The 18,442-nt window shown below is 43.4% G+C and carries 19 protein-coding genes and 1 rRNA gene; 6 read left to right on the forward strand and 14 right to left on the reverse strand.

Annotated elements, in window-relative coordinates:
- Positions 1-149 precede the first annotated feature (149 nt).
- The 3 genes from RIN81_RS15545 to RIN81_RS15555 are packed head-to-tail and all read right to left on the reverse strand — an operon-like array spanning position 150 to position 2,932.
- Positions 150-1,601, reverse strand: coding sequence for a nicotinate phosphoribosyltransferase (locus RIN81_RS15545; RefSeq protein ID WP_309091722.1), 1,452 nt, complete (start codon positions 1,599-1,601; stop codon positions 150-152).
- Positions 1,598-2,158, reverse strand: a complete 561-nt coding sequence (locus RIN81_RS15550; RefSeq protein WP_309091724.1) for a cysteine hydrolase family protein — start codon at positions 2,156-2,158, stop codon at positions 1,598-1,600. The genes RIN81_RS15545 and RIN81_RS15550 overlap by 4 nt, the downstream gene beginning before the upstream one ends.
- Positions 2,159-2,167: 9 nt before the next feature.
- Positions 2,168-2,932: an NUDIX domain-containing protein gene (locus tag RIN81_RS15555; protein ID WP_309091726.1), complete on the reverse strand. Its 765-nt coding sequence runs from the start codon at positions 2,930-2,932 to the stop codon at positions 2,168-2,170.
- A 327-nt stretch (positions 2,933-3,259) separates the two neighbouring features.
- On the opposite strand from RIN81_RS15555, the gene RIN81_RS15560 reads away from it, so the two are divergent.
- Positions 3,260-4,207 carry a LacI family DNA-binding transcriptional regulator gene (locus tag RIN81_RS15560; RefSeq protein ID WP_309091728.1) on the forward strand — a complete coding sequence of 316 codons (948 nt, stop codon included), beginning with the start codon at positions 3,260-3,262 and terminating at the stop codon, positions 4,205-4,207.
- A 56-nt stretch (positions 4,208-4,263) separates the two neighbouring features.
- On the opposite strand, the gene RIN81_RS15565 is transcribed toward RIN81_RS15560, so the two are convergent.
- The 3 genes from RIN81_RS15565 to crcB all read right to left on the reverse strand — a co-directional run bounded on the left by RIN81_RS15565 (position 4,264) and on the right by crcB (position 5,842).
- Complete coding sequence (locus RIN81_RS15565) at positions 4,264-5,088, reverse strand: aldo/keto reductase (protein ID WP_251273243.1); 825 nt, start codon at positions 5,086-5,088, stop codon at positions 4,264-4,266.
- 80 nt (positions 5,089-5,168) lie between these two features.
- Positions 5,169-5,480 carry a fluoride efflux transporter FluC gene (locus RIN81_RS15570; RefSeq protein WP_309091731.1) on the reverse strand — a complete coding sequence of 104 codons (312 nt, stop codon included), beginning with the start codon at positions 5,478-5,480 and terminating at the stop codon, positions 5,169-5,171.
- A complete protein-coding gene (gene crcB, locus RIN81_RS15575; RefSeq protein ID WP_309091733.1) occupies positions 5,477-5,842 on the reverse strand; it encodes a fluoride efflux transporter CrcB in 366 nt (121 codons plus the stop codon). Before crcB ends, RIN81_RS15570 begins: the two co-directional genes overlap by 4 nt.
- Positions 5,843-5,938: 96 nt before the next feature.
- Here crcB and RIN81_RS15580 point away from each other — a divergent pair, with 96 nt between their 5' ends.
- Complete coding sequence (locus tag RIN81_RS15580; protein WP_309091735.1) at positions 5,939-6,322, forward strand: VOC family protein; 384 nt, start codon at positions 5,939-5,941, stop codon at positions 6,320-6,322.
- Positions 6,322-7,209 carry a DMT family transporter gene (locus RIN81_RS15585; RefSeq protein ID WP_309091738.1) on the forward strand — a complete coding sequence of 296 codons (888 nt, stop codon included), beginning with the start codon at positions 6,322-6,324 and terminating at the stop codon, positions 7,207-7,209. The genes RIN81_RS15580 and RIN81_RS15585 overlap by 1 nt, the downstream gene beginning before the upstream one ends.
- A gap of 62 nt (positions 7,210-7,271) precedes the next feature.
- Here RIN81_RS15585 and RIN81_RS15590 read toward each other — a convergent pair whose 3' ends face one another.
- Positions 7,272-8,033: a YwaF family protein gene (locus tag RIN81_RS15590; RefSeq protein WP_309091740.1), complete on the reverse strand. Its 762-nt coding sequence runs from the start codon at positions 8,031-8,033 to the stop codon at positions 7,272-7,274.
- A 326-nt stretch (positions 8,034-8,359) separates the two neighbouring features.
- Between RIN81_RS15590 and RIN81_RS15595 the strand changes: the two genes are divergently transcribed.
- The 3 genes from RIN81_RS15595 to RIN81_RS15605 all read left to right on the forward strand — a co-directional run bounded on the left by RIN81_RS15595 (position 8,360) and on the right by RIN81_RS15605 (position 11,382).
- Positions 8,360-9,631: an ammonium transporter gene (locus tag RIN81_RS15595; RefSeq protein WP_309091742.1), complete on the forward strand. Its 1,272-nt coding sequence runs from the start codon at positions 8,360-8,362 to the stop codon at positions 9,629-9,631.
- 62 nt (positions 9,632-9,693) lie between these two features.
- The gene (locus tag RIN81_RS15600; RefSeq protein WP_309091744.1) at positions 9,694-10,674 is read left to right on the forward strand and encodes a DUF294 nucleotidyltransferase-like domain-containing protein; all 981 of its coding nucleotides are present in this window, start codon (positions 9,694-9,696) and stop codon (positions 10,672-10,674) included.
- 6 nt (positions 10,675-10,680) lie between these two features.
- Positions 10,681-11,382: an exonuclease domain-containing protein gene (locus RIN81_RS15605; RefSeq protein WP_309091746.1), complete on the forward strand. Its 702-nt coding sequence runs from the start codon at positions 10,681-10,683 to the stop codon at positions 11,380-11,382.
- Positions 11,383-11,422: 40 nt separating this feature from the next.
- On the opposite strand, the gene RIN81_RS15610 is transcribed toward RIN81_RS15605, so the two are convergent.
- From RIN81_RS15610 to rrf, 7 genes are all read right to left on the reverse strand, one after another.
- Positions 11,423-11,947 (reverse strand): isoprenylcysteine carboxyl methyltransferase family protein, encoded by a 525-nt coding sequence (locus tag RIN81_RS15610; protein ID WP_309091748.1) that lies wholly within the window; start codon positions 11,945-11,947, stop codon positions 11,423-11,425.
- Positions 11,944-13,032: a type III polyketide synthase gene (locus tag RIN81_RS15615; protein ID WP_309091751.1), complete on the reverse strand. Its 1,089-nt coding sequence runs from the start codon at positions 13,030-13,032 to the stop codon at positions 11,944-11,946. Before RIN81_RS15615 ends, RIN81_RS15610 begins: the two co-directional genes overlap by 4 nt.
- A 48-nt stretch (positions 13,033-13,080) precedes the next feature.
- Positions 13,081-13,797, reverse strand: coding sequence for a hypothetical protein (locus tag RIN81_RS15620; RefSeq protein WP_309091753.1), 717 nt, complete (start codon positions 13,795-13,797; stop codon positions 13,081-13,083).
- An 84-nt stretch (positions 13,798-13,881) separates the two neighbouring features.
- On the reverse strand, positions 13,882-16,518 hold the full coding sequence (locus tag RIN81_RS15625; RefSeq protein WP_375164562.1) for a YfhO family protein: 2,637 nt from the start codon (positions 16,516-16,518) through the stop codon (positions 13,882-13,884).
- Positions 16,476-16,892, reverse strand: coding sequence for a GtrA family protein (locus RIN81_RS15630; protein WP_251273231.1), 417 nt, complete (start codon positions 16,890-16,892; stop codon positions 16,476-16,478). The genes RIN81_RS15625 and RIN81_RS15630 overlap by 43 nt, the downstream gene beginning before the upstream one ends.
- Positions 16,876-17,844, reverse strand: coding sequence for a glycosyltransferase family 2 protein (locus tag RIN81_RS15635; protein WP_251273230.1), 969 nt, complete (start codon positions 17,842-17,844; stop codon positions 16,876-16,878). Before RIN81_RS15635 ends, RIN81_RS15630 begins: the two co-directional genes overlap by 17 nt.
- A gap of 472 nt (positions 17,845-18,316) precedes the next feature.
- Positions 18,317-18,432 (reverse strand): 5S ribosomal RNA (gene rrf, locus RIN81_RS15640).
- Positions 18,433-18,442 lie beyond the last annotated feature (10 nt).

Raw genomic sequence — 18,442 nt, forward strand, 5'->3', positions numbered from 1 at the left:
ATTTCGCCGGTTTTCCGGACGTTTTGATAACATACAAATTCCCCCACAAGATTTTGATAGGTTCATTATACAAAAAAAGCCTGTAAACATCGCCTTCAAAATGAAGGCTTTGTCTACAAGCTGAAGCCTGCTTAAGAGCAGGCTTTTTCTTAACGCGCAGATGGCGGCATCATTTCTTCAATTTTCTTCATTTTATGCTCCCAGCAGGCTGGACTTAAATCGACCGGGTACTGTTCTGGATTAATGGGACGCTTGTATTCGTCCCATAAAACCGATAACCCCTTTTTCACATGTTCTCGTATATCGGCAAGCGACGGCTGATGGTACATAAACTTTCCGTTTACAAAAACATCTTTATGCAGATCAACAGCGGTAAAATCAGTAACAAATTTGCTGATATACGTGTGAACAGGATGAAACATTTTCAGCTTTTTTTCTTCCTGCGGCTTTTCCTCCTGGAGTGCGATATAATCTCCTTCCGCTTTTCCATTTGCATTGTTAATAATACGATAAACGTTCTTTTTCCCCGGTGTTGTCACTTTTTCCGGGTTGCCGGAGATTTTAATGGTATCCACCATTTCTCCTTGGTTGTTCTCAATTGCAACAAGCTTAAACACGGCGCCAAGGGCCGGCTGGTCAAAAGCGGTAATCAGCTTTGTGCCGATGCCCCACACATCAATTTTTGCACCCTGTGCATTCAGGCTCATGATCGTTTCTTCATCAAGATCATTGGAAGCGATAATTTTCGCATCCGGGAAGCCCGCTTCATCAAGCATCGTGCGGGCTTTTTTAGATAAATACGCAAGGTCGCCACTGTCAAGACGGATACCAATAAAGTTGATGGCATCGCCAAATTCCTTTGCAACCCGGATTGCATTCGGCACGCCAGAACGCAGCGTATCATATGTATCGACCAGAAATACACAATCCTCATGCGTCTCAGCGTATTTTGTGAATGCTGTATATTCATCCTGGTACGCCTGCACCATAGCATGGGCATGCGTTCCGGATACCGGAATGTCGAACAGTTTGCCTGCCCGCACATTACTGGTGCCTGAAAAACCAGTTAGATAAGCCGCCCGCGCTCCCCAGATAGCGGCATCGGTTTCCTGCGCCCGCCGTGTTCCGAATTCAAGTGCCGTTCCCTCACCTACAACCTGCATCATACGCGATGCTTTCGTTGCAATAAGGGTCTGGTAGTTCACTACATTTAAAAGCAGTGTTTCAAGCAGCTGTGCCTGCGCAAGCGGGGCTTCGATCCGCATAATAGGCTCGTTTCCAAAAACGATTTCTCCTTCCTGCATGGAACGGATCGTTCCCGTAAACGTCATATTCTTTAAAAAAGCTAAATAATCTTCTCCGTAGCCCAGTTTACGCAAATAGTCGATATCGCTGTCTGTGAAGCCAAATTTTTGGATAAACGAAATAATGCGCTCGAGACCAGCGAAAACGCCATAGCCGTTCCCAAACGGAAGCCGGCGAAAATAAAGATCAAAAACCGCATTCCGGTCGTGAATGCCGTCTCTCCAATACGTTTCCGCCATATTAATTTGATACAAATCGGTATGCAGCATAAAGCTGTCATCTGGATGCTTCATCATAATTCTTTCCTCCTTTTTGCACCAAGTGTATCGACAAAATGCCCTAGTGCCCATTCATGGCCTGCCTGGTTAAAAGACGCTACCGCGTGATCATACACAACAATTTTGTATCCTTTATTGTACGCATCCACTGCTGTATGCAAAATACATATATCTGTACACACGCCGACAAGATGCACCTCTGTAATTCCCCGCGCTTTTAATTTCATATCAAGGTCTGTTCCGGCAAAAGCAGAGTAACGCGTTTTATCCATGTAATAGACGTTATCCCGGCCTTTGTTTTGATCGTACACGGATTGAAGAGAGCCATACAGGTCGCGCCCTTTCGTACCGCGAATATTATGCGGCGGGAACAGCCCTGTTTCCGGGTGATAAGGGTCGCGTTCATCATGCACGTCAATCGCAAAAACAACATAGTCGCCGTTTTGGATAAATTGCTCTGTTATATAGACAATTGCTCCTTCAAGGGCCTGGCCTGACTTTCCACACGTTAATTTTCCATCATCCGCAACAAAATCATACGTATAATCAATATTCAGCAATGCTTTCATACACATCCGCCTTTCTTATCCGTAAATGGATTCAATTACATCTAAATCATTAAAAGTATACAATCGGGACGGCCGGTACGAGTGACGGGTTGTTTTTTTCGGCTGTCCGTCTTCATCCAGTGCCAGTTCTAAAAACGGAAGCTTCGGTGCACGAGCGAAGAAAACCGGATCAGAAGCGATTTTCGCATCATTCGTTACGGTCAGAAGCACCCGCTGCAATTCAGAAAGTGTGAATTCCTTCGGCAAAAAGTTTTTCGCCAGCGTTGTTCTCAGCATGTCTGACCGGATCAATGCAAGCGCGTCCTGAACAATCTGCTTATGATCAAAAGCCAGGTCTAGATTCAGCACTTCTTCAATCGGAAACAGCTGTACGTCCGCCGCATCATCCGACGCTGACCGGTTTACAAGAAACGTTTCCGGCACAATGGCATAAAAGGCATTTGAAACGATCCAGCCGCGCGGATCGCGTCCTGGTGTATCATATACGCCAAAATGATGCATATGAAGACCGCTAACGCCTGTTTCTTCTAGCAGCTCCCGACGCGCAGCTTGGACGCCTGTTTCTTCCGGCTGGATAAACCCGCCAGGAACTGCCCACTTTAAAGCTTCAATATTGGGGTTTCCTTCACTGTCTGTTGCCGCGCGCTGAATAAGCATCATGTAAAGCTTCATGTCAGGAGGGGCTTTTTCTTCTCTTTTTTTCGACAAAATAGTAAAGATCGCGATGTCTGCTGTATAACCGTCTGGTGTCCGGTATTTGGAGGAGTCATAGCTTGTCATTGCTCCGCCTTCTTTCTAATTATTAATTCTATAATTACTAATTATATAAAAGGTATTTCCATTTAGCAAGAAAAATCCGGCCTTTAAAGCCGGATTCTTTTCATTAGTGATTTCCTTCCCTTCCATTCGTTAACCAAAACCGTGTTATTCCCAATAAGAATGCTTTTCCCGTTCCTTTATGGCCGCACCCGCTAATAAAAGTTCTACTGTACACAAAAAGATCATGGATAAAATCCCCCACATCATTGCCACACCTTCCCTTCTTTTTTACAATGTAAAGGATGAAACGCGTTTCAGAACAATCATTTTTTTGGAAGAGGGATAAAGATGGGCAATATTCATGATATCGCTCGAATGGCTGGTGTTTCTGCCGCTACGGTTTCAAGAGTGTTAAATAACTATCCTTACGTAAAAGAGGAAAAAAGAAAGGCTGTCCTTGAAGCAGCCGAGCAGCTTCGTTACGTGAAAAACATTAATGCTGTTCACCTTTCACTAGGGAAAACAAAGATCATCGGGGTGATTCTTCCATTTGTCAGCCATCCTTATTTTGGTGTGATTTTAAGCGGAATTGCTTCAGCTGCCGAAAAAAGCGGCTACAAGCTGATGATTACGCAAAGCAATTATCAGGTGAGCCAGGAAATAGAGGCGCTGGATATGCTGAAGAGAAAACAAGTTGACGGAGTGATTATCGTTTCACGGGAGTGTCCTGTTGATATCGTGAAGGACTACAGTGAATACGGACAAATTGTTTTGTGCGAGGCACTGGCTGACCCGTGCCTTTCTTCTGTATTTGTCGACCAGTACAAAGCATTCCAGGCCGCTCTGTCTTTCTTAAAGAAAAAAGGTCATCAGAAAGTTGGTTACACTCTTTTGCGGACGGAGGGAAAAAGCAGCCTGGCAAGAAAGCAGGCGTATGAAGAACAGTATGGCAAGGCAAAGCGAGACTGGGTATTTAACCAGGCACTCACCATTGATGACGGCATCAGAATCGCCGGCGAATGGGCAGCGCTTTCCGAACGGCCTGATGCCATGGTGATTACAAACGATTTCGTGGCAGCCGGTTTTTTGCTCCAATGCAGGCGGCTTGGCTTTTCTGTGCCGGAGGATGCGGCTCTTATCGGCTTTGATAATCACCCCATTGCTGGTGCACTCGGCATTACAACCATTGAACTGCCGCTGCATCTGCTCGGGGAAACAGCATTTCAACAGGTCATTTCTTCAAACACTTCCCACAAAGAAGTGCCCTTTCGCTTAATTGAACGAGACAGTGTATAAACATAAAAAAGACCGGCAGTTGAATCTGCCGGTCTTTTTTAATGTTCCTATACTCATTATTTACGGTTAAACTCTGCTGGCACCGGGCCTGTACGCTCACCACGGTCAAGAGCCGTAATTTGATCGATTTCTTCCTGTGTAAGTTCGAAGTCAAACACATTGAAGTTTTCTTCGATACGAGATGGTGTAACGGATTTTGGAATGACGATCGAGTCATTCTGCAAATGCCAGCGCAAAATAACTTGTGCCGGAGTTTTACCGTGCTTTTCCGCAATTTCTTTTACAATATTGTTTTCAAGCACAACGCCGCCCTGCATAAGCGGACTCCACGCTTCTACGTAGATGTCATGCTTCTTACAGAACGCTTTAAGTTCTTTTTGAACGAGGTGCGGGTGGCATTCCACCTGGTTTACAACCGGTTTTACATCGCACTCATCCAGCAGGCGCTGCAGGTGGTCGATATCAAAGTTGCAGACACCGATTGCTTTTACACGCCCATCTGCATACAGCTTTTCAAGCGCTTTGTAGGTTTCCACATATGTGTCTTCCTGCGGCATCGGCCAATGGATCAAATATAAATCCACATAATCAAGGCCCAGCTTCTCAAGGCTTGTATCAAATGCTTTTAGTGTAGCATCATAACCTTGATCCGAGTTCCACACTTTTGTGGTGATAAACAACTCCTCACGAGGAACACCGCATTCCTTGATTGCTCTGCCAACGCCGCGTTCGTTTCCGTAGACAGCAGCTGTGTCAATAGAGCGGTAGCCTGTTTCGATCGCTTTTAAAACGGCCGGTGTTGCCTGTTCGTCTTCAACCTGCCATACACCATAGCCAAGCTGTGGCATTTTGAGTCCGTTGTTTAACGTTACAAATTGCATGTTTCCGCATCCCTTCATCAAATAAATTATTCACGTTGAAAGTATAGCATATCCTTTATATGGATTTCCCTTGAAACGACTTATAGGCCAAGCCATGCACCAAAAAAACCGACCGCACATGTAAGGAATATATAAAGAAAGGCTTTTTTCATTTTCATTTGCTCCGCTTCAAACAGCCAGGTTGAAAAGGTAGTAAAAGCGCCAAGAAACCCCGTTCCAAACAGTAAACGAGCGCTCTCTCCTGCCCCGCTGCCTATAAGCAGCCCCAGCAAAAAGGCACCAAGTACATTGACACCCAAAGTTCCGAACGGAAAAGCCGTGCTGTTGAACTGGCTGCTCAGCCAAAAACGGGCTATCGCCCCGAAAAAACCACCAATCGCGACCAGTATCATACTGCTTTCGCTCCTTTACGGCCGAGGCGTACAAACAGAAGCCCGCCGCCTATGCTTAAACCTATATATAAAAGAGCTGAAGCTGCCCTTCCTGCTTCGACAAGTGTTATGACTTCTACGCTAAAAGCAGAAAATGTTGTAAAGGAACCGATAACTCCGGCTGTAATAGCTTTTTGTATCGGTACCGGAATACGGTCTTTAACTTTTTCGGTTAAAAACGGAAGCAAAAAACAGCCAAGGCAATTTACGAAAAGAGTCGCAAACGGAAAGCCGCCAGCCGCTCCGTGGTCCATTACGGCCGATACACTGTATCGCAGCAGCGCACCCATAACGCCCCCTATTCCAATCCATACATAAATCAAAAAAATCCTTCTCTCTATTTGCTTTTCTTTTATCTTTATTTTTGCTGGCGTATTTGTCAAGGCAGGGGGATAATGGAGAAAAAAGGAGGTATACATATGGGTATTTCAAAATTAGAACACGTCGGTATTCAAGTAAAAGATTTAGAAGCAACAATTGATTTTTACACAAAGGTTCTCGGGCTTGAGCTTCTTGAGAAGCAGGGTCATCCTGATCCAAATCTCCGTATTGCATTTATCGGCTTTAAGCAGTCAGATGAAACGTTAATTGAAGTTATCGAAGGCTATAATCCAAATCTGCCGGCAGAAGGAAAGGTGCACCACATCGCCTTTACGGTCGATAATATCGAAGAAGAAATCGCTCGTGTAAAGGAACATAACGTTGTTTTTGTTGACGAAACTGTTACAGCACTTCCGAACGGAGCAAAATATGTCTTTTTCTACGGTCCGGACGGCGAGTGGATTGAGCTGTTTGAGCGGTAATGGCAAACAGATCGATCGGGCTTCCATTGTTTATTGCGGTTGTCGCTATTTCCTTTTCAGCGATTTTTGTTAAGTGGTCAGACGCCCCTGCTTCTATCTTAAGTATGTACCGCATGATTCTGGCCAGCTTGTTCCTACTGCCTGTTGTGTGGAGAAAAAGATCCGAATTTGAGCGTATCCAAAGAAAAGACTGGATGCTTTTAATTCTCTCCGGATTGTTTTTGGCTTTTCATTTTGTGCTGTGGTTCGGCTCGTTGAAGCTGACCACTGTTGCCAGCTCGACGATTATTTTAGCTCTGCAGCCACTCGTCTCGATGGCGGGCGGCTTTTTACTGTTTCGGGAACGAACAAATGCCGCATCTCTTGCTACGATGGGCGTTGCTATTATTGGTGCAGTAATGATTGGCTGGGGCGACTTCGGATTAAGCAGAGAGGCTATTTTAGGGGACCTGCTTTCTTTTTTAAGCGTTATTGCCGTTGTCGGTTATCTGCTCATTGGGCAGCAGACCGTGCGCAAAGTATCTCATTGGATTTACAGCTTTTGTGTTTTTTCTTTTGCTGCTCTTTTTCTGTGTCTTTACAACTTAGCAGCCAGTACGCAGATAACCGGCTATAGCAAGCACGAATGGGGTATTTTTCTTCTTCTTGCGATTGTTCCGACGATCGCACATGTCATTAACAACTGGCTTATGAATTACGTGAATGCCACAACGATTTCAATGAGCATTCTCGGTGAACCAGTCGGTGCCACCCTGCTCGCTGTTCTCCTGCTGAATGAACGGCTGACGAGCTGGCAGATAACAGGCGGCATTTTTATTTTAGCAGGTGTTTTTTTCTTTCTATTAAAACAGCAGCCTGCGCATAGCAAAAAGAGCGGATCAGGATGATTCCGCTCTCGGGCTGCCCGCAAACGCCCGCTTTCTTACTTTGTCTTTCCTCTAAGAGCAGATCAAGACGATTCTGCCCTTTTTGCTGTTTTACGCCGAAACAGCCCTTCCGCTTGATGGCCTGACGGCTTTTCGCGCAACATTACCCAGATCAGCAGACTGAGCATAAGTGCCAGCGCTTCAAGAGATACAATATACCACGGGTAAGGTCCAAGCAAATCCAGCAAACTGGCGCTTGACGGCTTGTGGCTTAAATAAAGATAATTTCCGCCCGTCCACTTATTAATCACCATTACAGGTGGTATGAGCAAATTTAAAAACAGCAATGTTTTCCCAACCGAATAAAGCGTTGGCCTGTATCCTTTTACCCAGGTAAAGTAAAGAGGAACAATTAGCAGAAAAGCATGTACCGTGAAAAAATGAAAAAAACGAAAATGAGGAAAGTCAAAATTCAAATAAGGAGTTAATAACGCCTGCGAAGCTCCAAGTAAACCGGTAAATAATAAAATGTCATAAATGCCTTTTTGTTTCGTTACGAGGAGCAGAACCGCCAAAAATAAGCTGATGCTGCACAGCTCCAGCGGAATAGCGTGACTCAGCTTCCAGCTGTTTGTGGTAATCATCCAGACATGATAAACGGCTTCTATTAATAATAAGAAGAAAGCTGTACCTATTTCCATCTTTCTCCCGACCAATCTGCCCAGCTGCTGGCGAAAGACGTATAATCCGGCCAGTGCTGTACTAACAGCCGCCACAACAATAAAATGGCTTCCTGAAAACATCGTGAAGTCATAATTTTGATAGCTCCCGCCGAACCAGCCCATCGTTACGCCTCCTTTTTAATGAGTGTATCATACACCAGCTGCTAAATCCTTTTTTTGTCATTTATCTTTCTGTTTGTTTTATTTCTATGAAAGAAACTTCTTTATCATGCCCAAATATCTACTACCTATTGAAAATCTTATGAATCCGTATATCAAAACCAGTTTTTCTATATATCATTCGCCTTGTTTATGTAATGTTTTATTACACAAGAGAATAAAATCCTAAAAAATCTATTGACGAATCTTAATTTTCCGCATAAGATAGGTACATGTTATAAAAAGTAACATCATAAGTTAGTAAAAATAACGTTCGGGAGGGTTTTAACATGGAAGATATGTTGTACTTAATGAACAGCCTCTGGGTCATGGTTAGTGCTATTTTAGTTATTTTCATGATTGCCGGATTCATTATGCTTGAGGCTGGATCAACTCGCATGAAAAACGCTGGCCATATTGCCGGCAAGACAGCTTTCACATTCGGGCTCGCTTCCCTCGTTTTCTGGGCTGTCGGATTTGCTTTCATTTTCGGTGATAACGCGAACTTCTTTGTAGGAATGTCGAACTTTTTCTACTCTGGCGCTGACTTAGATTTAGGGCTTTCATCTACTGTATTCTTCGTATTCCAGCTGGCATTCGCAGGGATCGCGATTACAATCGCTTTGGGCGGTTTCGCGGAACGTGCAAAGTTATCTGTATACGTTTTATTCACCATTCTCTTCTCAGCAATTGTTTATCCCGTTGTTGCACATTGGATTTGGGGCGGCGGCTGGCTTGCGGAGCATGGCAAGCAGGATTTTGCCGGTTCAACCGTTGTTCACTTAACAGGCGCTATGGCGGCTCTAGCAGCTACGATCCTTCTTAAACCTCGCATCGGCCGCTTTAATAAAGATGGTTCTGCTAATGCCATTCATGGGCATAACCAAGTGTTCACATCACTCGGCGTATTGATTTTATGGGTAGGCTGGTTTGGCTTTAACGCCGGAAGTACAGTATCTGTTGATGCCGGGTTCTTCGGGTTTGTAGCCCTTAATACACAGCTTGCAGCTGGCGCAGGTGCTGTTGCCGCATTGATTATCTCTTGGGTAACCCTTGGAAAATCGGATATTCCGACTATTTTAAACGGCGCTCTGGCTGGTCTTGTAGCCATCACCGCATCTTGTGCTTTTGTTGACACATGGGCAGCCGTTGTAATCGGCTTAATTGCCGGCGTTCTTGTATTCTATGGGGCAAAATGGATGGAAAAAATGGGGATTGATGATCCGATCTTTGCTCTTTCTGTTCACGGCATTCCTGGTATCTGGGGAACACTCTCAACTGGTTTCTTCGCTACACCTGATCTTGCTACTGTTGGCCGTCCTGGTCTTTTCTACGGCGGCGGTTTCGAACAGCTTGGGGTGCAGGCGATGGGTGTATTTGTCTCCGGTGCATTTGCATTTGTTGCTTCGTTCGTCATTCTTTTCGTCATCAAGAAGCTTCTTGGCGGGCTCCGCGTTTCAGAAGAAGAAGAAATTATGGGGCTTGATATCAGTGAACACGGCACATACGGCTATCCGGAAGTATTCGCTGACACAAAATCTAAAGCTGTAGGCGATAAATAAGATAAATAATACGCAAAGCGACAGCGCTTTGCGTATTATTGTTTAAAAGGATGTGAAAAATCATGACAACGCGGGAGCAAACGTACGCAAACATTCGCCAGGAAAAAGAAGCGAAAATGGATCGGCACCTTCACTCCACACAGCGCTTGAATGCCTTTCACGATGAAATTATGAAGCAGGTTCTTACGATCGCTCTGCAAATTCACGAGCACGAGTATGGCCCTTCCCCCTGTTCTTATTCCCTTTTTTTGCTTGGCAGCGCCGGCCGTTCTGAACAAGGCACCATCAGCGACCAGGATCATGGCATCGTCTTCGAGGCCGATACAGATGAAGCCGCTGCTTATTTTTTAGATTTAGGCCGAACTTTTTCAGATGGATTACATGCAGCTGGGTACTCGTACTGTGAAGGAAAAGTTATGAGTTCTAATCCAGTCTGGTGCCGATCAGCAGAGGATTGGAAGCAGCAAATCGCTTTATGGATTGAATCTGAAACACTGGATACGATGCGTTCTCTTCATATGATCTATGATGCCCGTGTGATTCACGGTGACAAAGAACCCGTTTCCACTTTGAAACAACAAGTGGCTGCAAACATGAAAAAAAATCCGCACAAGCTGAAGCGCTTTTTTGAAAACATTCAATTTATGAAAAAATCGATTGGCCTTTTTGGACAAATTTTCACGGAACAAAACGGCCAGCATTCCGGTTCACTTAATTTAAAACAATCTGCTTTTCTTCCTTACGTAAATGCCATTCGCGTGCTTGCCGTTAAAGAAGGAATTGATGCTTCTTCTACTTTATTGCGCATGAAGGCTTTAACAGCTGTTCCTGCTCACAACGGCCGCATGCAGGAATATGAGGAAGCATTTCGGCTGCTGCTCGAATTCAGGCTGCGCGTCCTAAGAAACGCGCCCGATTATGATAGCTCTCACTATATAAACATTGATTCACTTGGACCGGTCCGCAAGCGGGAACTGCGCCATATTTTAAAAACCGCAGAGTCCCTTCATCATTATGTACAGCGATTCATAGCAAAAGGATGATGCAGAATGGGCTTTAATGATTTTATGAAAAACTTAAGTGGAAACCGCTTCACAGGCCTTCAGGGCGGCCGTCATGATATCGCTTTTATGCGGAGTCTGCAGCGCGATTTAAAAACAAAGGAGGCAACCTCGGTCCCGCTCGACAAATTGCAGGTAGTTGTATTTGACTTGGAGACAACCGGATTTCATCCAGACAAAGGGGATCAAATTTTATCGATTGGCGCTGTAAAAGTATGCGGAAGACACGTTGAAGATGAATTCTATTCATTGGTCCGTTTTACTGAACCACTCCCGCCTCTCGTAAAGGAATTAACAGGACTTGAGGAATTAGAATTGATAAAGGCTCCTGAGCCGGCTGAAGCGCTGGCACAATTTTTTAAATTTGCCGGGGCTTCTCCTCTCGTTGCCCATCACGCCAGCCACGAAAAAGCTTTTATGACGTATGCGAGCCGTAAATATTTTCGGACACCGTTTTCCCACCGGCTGATCGATACATCGTTTATGTACCGGATTGCAGAGCCGGACAATCCTTATGTACGCCTGGAGGACTGCTGTGAACACAATCAAATTCCTATAACCGGCCGGCACCATGCTCTTGGTGATGCGCGTCTTACTGCGGCGCTTTGGGCGGTGTATATTGAAAAACTTCAAGAAATGGGTATCACTACGCTGTCACAAGTTTATGAAAGGCTCGCTGTTATTCGGTAAACAGACGACAGAGCCAGCTGCTTTGCCGTCTGTTTATTCTTTAGCTTTTCCCGAAATCCGTAGCATCTATAAGAGCCTGCTCTTCTGCAGCGATGCGGACAGACAGCATCCATGCATTTAAGAGCGTGAAAACAATTGCTGTGTAGTAGGCTTGAAACAGCAGCGGTATCACAATAAATTCAAGTGTAACAATGATATAGTTTGGGTGGCGAACCCAGCGATAAGGGCCTCTTTTAACAACTTTTGCGCCGGGAAGCACGATAATTTTTGTATTCCAAAAAGGGCCGAGTGAGCGAAGTGTCCATACCCGCCCAAGCTGTGTAACCAAAAATAATGTCAGCCACACCGGCCAGTTTGAGCTTAGCGTTTTTTCCATCATGGTCACTTCAGCAATTAAGCTGATGAAAAAAAGCGTGTGAAGTGCCACAATAAATGGATAATGACGTGTCCCCGCTTCATAGGCTCCCTGACTGAGCATCCACTTTTCATTTCGTTTAGCGATAAAAAGCTCAGAAATTCGCTGTACACAAAGAAAAAGAATAAACAGCCAAAAAACGCCGCTCATACTGTTTCCCCCCACTTCAGCAGCACTAATTCTCCGGAAAAGCCGGGTCCTAAAGCAGTCATCAATCCGTAGTCTCCCTGCTTCACATTGCCAAGCATAAATTGTTCTAACACATATAAAACAGTTGGAGATGACATATTACCAAACGATGAAAGAACGTTCCGGGCATGAAGTGTTTTTTCTGCTGAAAGCTTCAGTGTTTCTTCATATGCATCCAGCACTTTTTTTCCGCCTGGATGTGCAACAAAGTGGGTGATTTCCTTCATAGATAACCCTTCCTTTTCTAAAAAAGTATCTACAAATCCTCCCAGCCAGTCTCGGACAATTACAGGAATATCCCGTGAAAAAACGACATGAAGACCGCTGTTTTTAACCTCCCAGCCCATTACATCTTCAGAATTGGGCATTAATTTGGATGCAGTTTTTAAAACAGACGGTACAGGCCGTTTTGTTTCTATCCCAGCTTCGTCCCCCGTCATAAGCACACAAGCCGTCCCATCCGCAAACAGCGACGTTCCAACCAAATTGCTTTTTGACCGGTCATTTCGCTGGAACGTTAAGCTGCATAATTCAATCGCTAACACGAGCACCTTTGCCTGTGGGAAAGCGAGGCAATATTCATAAGCACGGCTGATCCCAGCCGCTCCGCCTGCACAGCCAAGCCCCCAGATCGGAATCCGTTTTGTTTCATCAGAAAACGGCAGACGGTTCATAATTCTCGCTTCAATGCTTGGCGTTGCCATGCCTGAGCTGGAAATAAAAAAAATGGCGTCAATATCGCCTGCTGTCAGCGATTGCTGTAAAAAGCGTTCGTCATCCAGACACTGTTTAACAGCTTCGGTTCCATATTCAACCGTTTTTTCAATATATAAATCATTTCGTTCCTGTAAACTGTGGTCGCGCTCAAACCAAGTTAACGGCATAGCAAAATGCCGCTTTTGAATTTGCCCATTTTGAAAAACCGTTAAAAGCCGCTCAATATCCCGGAAATCATCCTTGAATAATTCACGGGCAAAAGCGGCAGTTTGACCCTGCTCAACAATATGCGGAGGGTGGTACGTACTGGTAGAAACAATACTCGGCATATTTATCCCACTTTTCTTTTTGGTTTATCCTTCCCTCTCTTTCTTTTTTTAAACGGCCAGCAGCAGCGCAGAATAAATAATCAATCCGGCAGCAAATGCGCCGAAGCTGCTTTCACTTTCTTTTGGCAGTTCTTCCTTTAAGACATTTAAAATAAGCGCACCCGACAAAAAAGCCAACATTGTGGACACTGCCGCTTCTTTTAATTCCGTTAGAGCACCCAGGGCCCAGCCAACTAACACGGCGAAAATTAAAATCCAGCGGCCATATTGGTCATACACATGCTGGTGCGCTTCACGCATACTTTGGTCGATCGTCATAAAATGAACGGACAGGGCAAGAAAATAAAAAAGCATTCCAAATACTTGATCAAATGTTTCTTGAATAAGCAAATAACCAATCAGCATGTTGTAAAAGAAGAAAACGCCCACATGAAGCCAAAAAATACCCGAATTTGCCTTTGTTTCCTTTTTCTTTGTGGACTGCGATACTACTTCTTCAAGGCCATAAAAAAGAGCCAGGCCCATAAGCGCCATCAGATAAGCATGATTCTCAATGAAACGAAGCAGGTCATTTTGAGCTTTCTCCAGCACCTGCTGATGCGTATGTAAATCCGGGAGAAGATGCACAAATACATATGATACGGCGATACCGCCAGCAAAAGATAAAAACCGGCTTCTTGGAACTCGTTTTAAAAAAAACATATACTTGGCTGAAAAGTGAAGAACAGCAAAGCCTATCGCTAATACCAAGCTTAACATTTTCATGCCGCTCCTCCTTCCCTTCAGGAACCCTCCCCCTTTTTCATTGCCATTCCATACTTTTTTTATACAAAAAAACGATCCGCTTTTTTAAGAAGCAGATCGTTTTGTTCGGTAAAACAAGAGAAGAACTAGAAAAAGAGTACAAGCCGATAAAGCGAGAAGCGGGAAAAAGAAAGGCGGATAATACACGAGCTCAACATTGTTTCGTCCCTCTTTTAGTTCAATGCCTGTAAATGCGTAATTTGCTTTTTTGATTTCCTGCTTCTCACCATTTACCGTTAAACGCCAGCCCTTTTCATAAGGAAGCGGTATGGCTGCATATTGACTATGATTCGTATTGTTGTACGTAAAAGAAAGGCGGTTCCCTTCCCAGCGAAGCCCTTCGACGAATGATTGACGGCTTTGGGCTTTTGCTTCCTGCAGAACTTCATATGTTTCTTCATACAGCTGCACATCCTTTAGTTCATAGGTTCCTTTTGGCACACGAAGGGAAATGCGGCTGTTCGCTTTTACTCTTATCACCAGCTGATCCACGTTCGTCTTATAGATAGAACGGGCCGCTTTTCGGGTTGTTTTATACTCATTGACTTGAAGTACGTACGAATCTTTATTATCGATTCCTCTTAAAGTAAAAGTAAGGTAGTAATCTTTAACAGACGGATTAGGCTGATTGACTACTACATCAATCCCGCCTTTTTCGGGTACCTTGAGTATATTCTTCTCATAAGTGGCATGAACAGGTTCGACCGATGTACGTTTCATAATGGATGCACTCTCCGGTATAGGAGCTCCCGGCTCTTTATGATCGAGGACAATTCCCGAGAGCATAGCATGTTCTTTTGCCACTGGCGAAGCATTCTTTAATTCCCGTTCTGAAAACACGGTACGTGTCGTACGGACAAACGGAAGGAGGTTTTCATTTTGATATGCAACGTATTCGCCGGCAGAGGCAGCTTCCTTGAATCCATACGGAACAGCTTCTTCTTCTTTCTTCTTGATATAATATTTGCCCATTAACAGACTTTCTAAATTAGCACGATCTCCAAGTGTTCCATAGCGGCTAACACTTTCCCAGCCCATATCTATATAGAGATCTTTTAAATAAAAGAATAAAAGATGCTCATTTAAAATACTTGAGTAAGCACTCATTCCTTTGAAGCCATGAATGATTGGGGTATTGTTCCGACGCTGAAGTGTCCAATCGATCCGGGCAAGAGGGTCGGTTTCCTGCTCCTGAATCAAAGCAATCACCTTTTGCTGGTCAGCACCTCGATATTGATCACTATTCATATACTCTTTTGACACTTTAAAAGATGTTCCTGAAACCGACAGGCGGTTTTCCTGATAAGCGTTCGCCACCCCTATACTTGTTAAAATAATGAGCAGCGCCATGATTGATTTTATATGCCGGCTTTTCCGGATAACAAGAACAAAAAAGACAGCCACGACTATAAATGCAGAAACACCCATCCAGGCATCTTTTGCACGCTGAAACGTTATAACAGGGTCCAGCACATAAAAAAGAATATATAAAACAGCTGCGCAGGCAAAAGCAGTCATAAGCTTTTTTCGCTTAATTTGAATCGGAATAGAGAGCGCAGCAGCTGCTGTACCACCCACTGTAAGAGACAAAAGATGCTCCCATCGATACTGTGGGGCTGAAAAACCATTAAAAACACTGGCCGCATACGGGCTCATATGTAGAAGGACTAAAAAAATCGTCATAAAAGCAAAAAAACGGAACAACGGATTTTGGTACAAAGAAACAAGCATGAGACTCAACACAACAAAAGCGGGTATATATACGATTAGGCCGTTGATTAAAAAGTTATCAGTAAAACCAATAAGAGGAATTTGCTCCGTATAAGGCGGCCGGTAATTATTTAAGAATCCATATACAGCAGGAATAAAAGAAAAAGCACTAATGCCAAATCCCGCAATGCCGGTCAGCAAAAACAGCTTAATTTGTTTTTTTACTGATGTTTCTCCCTCTGAGAGCTTGAAAATCCATCGGAATAAAATATAAATGCCTGCAAGCAAAAAGTTAACATACGAAAAGTAAAAATTATCAAATAAGCTGACCGAAACAGCTGCAAGAAAAAACCATGGTTTTTCTTCCCGTATTACTTTTTCGACACCGATTAAAAGCAGTGGAAGCCAAATCATCGAATCTGAAAAAAATTCCCAGTAGGTCACATACCGAAAGTAAATAATGCTTGTACCATAAACAACCGCACCAACAAAAGCAGGCAGTGCTGAGAGAGTCATGTATCGAAAGTAAAACGTCGCTATCATCAAAATGACGGTCAGCCTAAGGATGCTGACAACTAAAATGGCATCCGCCCAATAAAAAAGATCCGGCTTTCCAATGAGTCCTATACTCTCCAGAACAAATGTTACACCTGCTGTAAAAAGAAAAATGATCGAATTAAAAAAATAATAACTAAGCTGTGTGTATATACTCCCGCCCAGCCCAAAATCGGGAGAATAAAAAAACTCGCCTTTTTTAAATTCATTGTAAAGCAGTTCCTTAAAAGGTTGCATTTGTGACAAGCCATCATTCATGCCTGTCATGTACTGCCCATCAAACCACTGCACAATAAAATACAAATGACTCAAAAGAGCCATAATTAAGCTCGATAAAAAGAAAAAGAAGAAAGAAGCCTTTTTTCCTGAAGGGCTTATTTTATGTAAGAATGTAGATGTGTTTTCTCTTTTTTGCATGGCTTTTTTAAAATTCTCCCTGTCAGAATAAACGTAGCGGGCAGCGTAAAGAAAACGGCCACAAGCGGCGCGATACTACTGTTCATACCAAACTGTTCAACAAAAAGATATAATAACACAGCTGTCATCCCTGTATTAAACAGCTGCGTTAATGGAAACCGTATAAACGCGGACCAGGTCGGCTTTACTTTGTACGTATATAGCGTGTTTAAGAAAAAAGAACCGATTAAACTGCTGAGAAAACCGATCATATGCGCGGCAAAAAAATGTAATCCTAATCCATGCAGCATAAGTATGTATACCGCATAATAATGACCAGTGTTAATGACACCAACAATAATAAATTTCAAAAATTCATTAGGAATAAATGGCATGTTTTTCTCTCTTTTCTTTTGGTGCCCCAATACTCGTATGCTGAATTAAATAATGAGGTCGCTTTTTCGTTTCGTTATAAATTCTTCCAATGTATTCTCCGATAATACCCATACAAACAAGCTGAACCCCGCCTAAAAAAAGAACAGCAGAGATAAGAGTAAAGTATCCAGGAACAACTACCCCTGTCCGCATGATCTGAACAAAAGTGATGGCTATATAAACAAGCGACATAAATAACACAAGCGCTCCTGTGTAAAAGCAGGCACGAAGAGGCTTATGGTTGAACGAAACAATCCCATCAATGGCGTAATTCAGAAGTTTTGGGAAAGACCATTTTGTTTCACCACATTCTCTGGCTACATTTTCATAAGATATGGTTTTCTGTCCATATCCGATCCATGAATACAATCCCTTAGAAAATCGATTTCCTTCACTTAGCGTTAACAAGGCATTCACTGCTCTGCGGCTTAAAAGACGGAAATCGCCTTCTCCATCTGTCAGTTTTACGTCGACTGTATGGTTAACAAGTCGATAAAAGAAAGAGGAAATAATAGAGCGAACAGGAGAATCACCAGTTCGATTCCGCTTGGCAATAACTTGGTCATATCCTTCTTCATATCCTTTTAACAGCTGGGAAATAAGAGAAGGCGGGTGCTGCAAATCGGCATCCATCAAAATAACCGCATCACCCTGGGCATGCTGAAGACCTGCCAGCATAGCAGACTCTTTTCCAAAATTGCGGGTAAAGGAGATATATTGAACTTCTTTACAATGAAATGCCAGCTGCTTTATAACATCCAGTGTATCATCAGCGCTTCCGTCATCAACAAAAATAACTTCATATGCGTAAAATTGACCATTCATTTCTTGATTAATGGCCTGAAGTACTTTAGGGATATTTTCAGCTTCATTGTAAGCTGGAATAATATATGAAATTTTGACTGGTTTCATCCTGTCATCCTCCGTCTCTTTTACGTCTTAATTCATCACTTTTTTCAAGCAGGTGGATAGTCCACTCGCCCGCTTTATGATTTAGGTGACCTTATCCGATGTGAAGGTATAGGTATCAACTCCTTATATTATTAGCTAAAAATGCTTTGAACATTCTTTTTGAAAAGAAATCAAAAAGAAAATAAAAAAAGAGGATTGCTCCTATGCCTCATCCACCTCCACCTTTTATGCTTTTTGCACCTCAATTAGACATAATAAAAGATAAACGAAATGATTCCTTTAAACAAGTGGAATCTAGGAAGAAGGCAGTGTCACTTTCATAGGTATTCAAATTTACTCTACCCTGCCCTTATTAGGTTAAAACGTTTATTCCTTTGAAACCACACCCAGTATCTTACAAACAAAACAAAAAACACGTTCATTCAAATTTTACATTTGAATGAACGTGTTTTCAATTCAGATCATTTATGCTGCCAGGCGGCGTCCTGCTCTCACAGGGGGAAACCCCCAACTACCATCGGCGCTGAAGAGCTTAACGGCCGTGTTCGGGATGGGAACGGGTGTGACCTCTTCGCTATTGCCACCTGACTATGAAGTT

Source organism: Domibacillus sp. (assembly GCF_031181085.1).
GTDB lineage: Bacteria > Bacillota > Bacilli > Bacillales > Domibacillaceae > Domibacillus.

Excerpts from the sequence above, each read along its gene's own strand:
- RIN81_RS15635 (WP_251273230.1), bottom strand. The coding sequence starts at position 17,844 with ATGAAACCAGTCAAAATTTCATATATTATTCCAGCTTACAATGAAGCT.
- RIN81_RS15550 (WP_309091724.1), bottom strand. The coding sequence starts at position 2,158 with ATGTGTATGAAAGCATTGCTGAATATTGATTATACGTATGATTTTGTT.
- RIN81_RS15560 (WP_309091728.1), top strand. The coding sequence starts at position 3,260 with ATGGGCAATATTCATGATATCGCTCGAATGGCTGGTGTTTCTGCCGCT.
- RIN81_RS15555 (WP_309091726.1), bottom strand. The coding sequence starts at position 2,932 with ATGACAAGCTATGACTCCTCCAAATACCGGACACCAGACGGTTATACA.
- RIN81_RS15585 (WP_309091738.1), top strand. The coding sequence starts at position 6,322 with ATGGCAAACAGATCGATCGGGCTTCCATTGTTTATTGCGGTTGTCGCT.
- RIN81_RS15570 (WP_309091731.1), bottom strand. The coding sequence starts at position 5,480 with ATGATACTGGTCGCGATTGGTGGTTTTTTCGGGGCGATAGCCCGTTTT.
- RIN81_RS15610 (WP_309091748.1), bottom strand. The coding sequence starts at position 11,947 with ATGAGCGGCGTTTTTTGGCTGTTTATTCTTTTTCTTTGTGTACAGCGA.
- RIN81_RS15630 (WP_251273231.1), bottom strand. The coding sequence starts at position 16,892 with ATGCCATTTATTCCTAATGAATTTTTGAAATTTATTATTGTTGGTGTC.
- RIN81_RS15565 (WP_251273243.1), bottom strand. The coding sequence starts at position 5,088 with ATGCAATTTGTAACGTTAAACAACGGACTCAAAATGCCACAGCTTGGC.
- RIN81_RS15615 (WP_309091751.1), bottom strand. The coding sequence starts at position 13,032 with ATGCCGAGTATTGTTTCTACCAGTACGTACCACCCTCCGCATATTGTT.
- RIN81_RS15605 (WP_309091746.1), top strand. The coding sequence starts at position 10,681 with ATGGGCTTTAATGATTTTATGAAAAACTTAAGTGGAAACCGCTTCACA.
- RIN81_RS15590 (WP_309091740.1), bottom strand. The coding sequence starts at position 8,033 with ATGGGCTGGTTCGGCGGGAGCTATCAAAATTATGACTTCACGATGTTT.
- RIN81_RS15620 (WP_309091753.1), bottom strand. The coding sequence starts at position 13,797 with ATGAAAATGTTAAGCTTGGTATTAGCGATAGGCTTTGCTGTTCTTCAC.
- RIN81_RS15625 (WP_375164562.1), bottom strand. The coding sequence starts at position 16,518 with ATGCAAAAAAGAGAAAACACATCTACATTCTTACATAAAATAAGCCCT.
- RIN81_RS15545 (WP_309091722.1), bottom strand. The coding sequence starts at position 1,601 with ATGATGAAGCATCCAGATGACAGCTTTATGCTGCATACCGATTTGTAT.
- RIN81_RS15595 (WP_309091742.1), top strand. The coding sequence starts at position 8,360 with ATGGAAGATATGTTGTACTTAATGAACAGCCTCTGGGTCATGGTTAGT.
- RIN81_RS15580 (WP_309091735.1), top strand. The coding sequence starts at position 5,939 with ATGGGTATTTCAAAATTAGAACACGTCGGTATTCAAGTAAAAGATTTA.
- RIN81_RS15600 (WP_309091744.1), top strand. The coding sequence starts at position 9,694 with ATGACAACGCGGGAGCAAACGTACGCAAACATTCGCCAGGAAAAAGAA.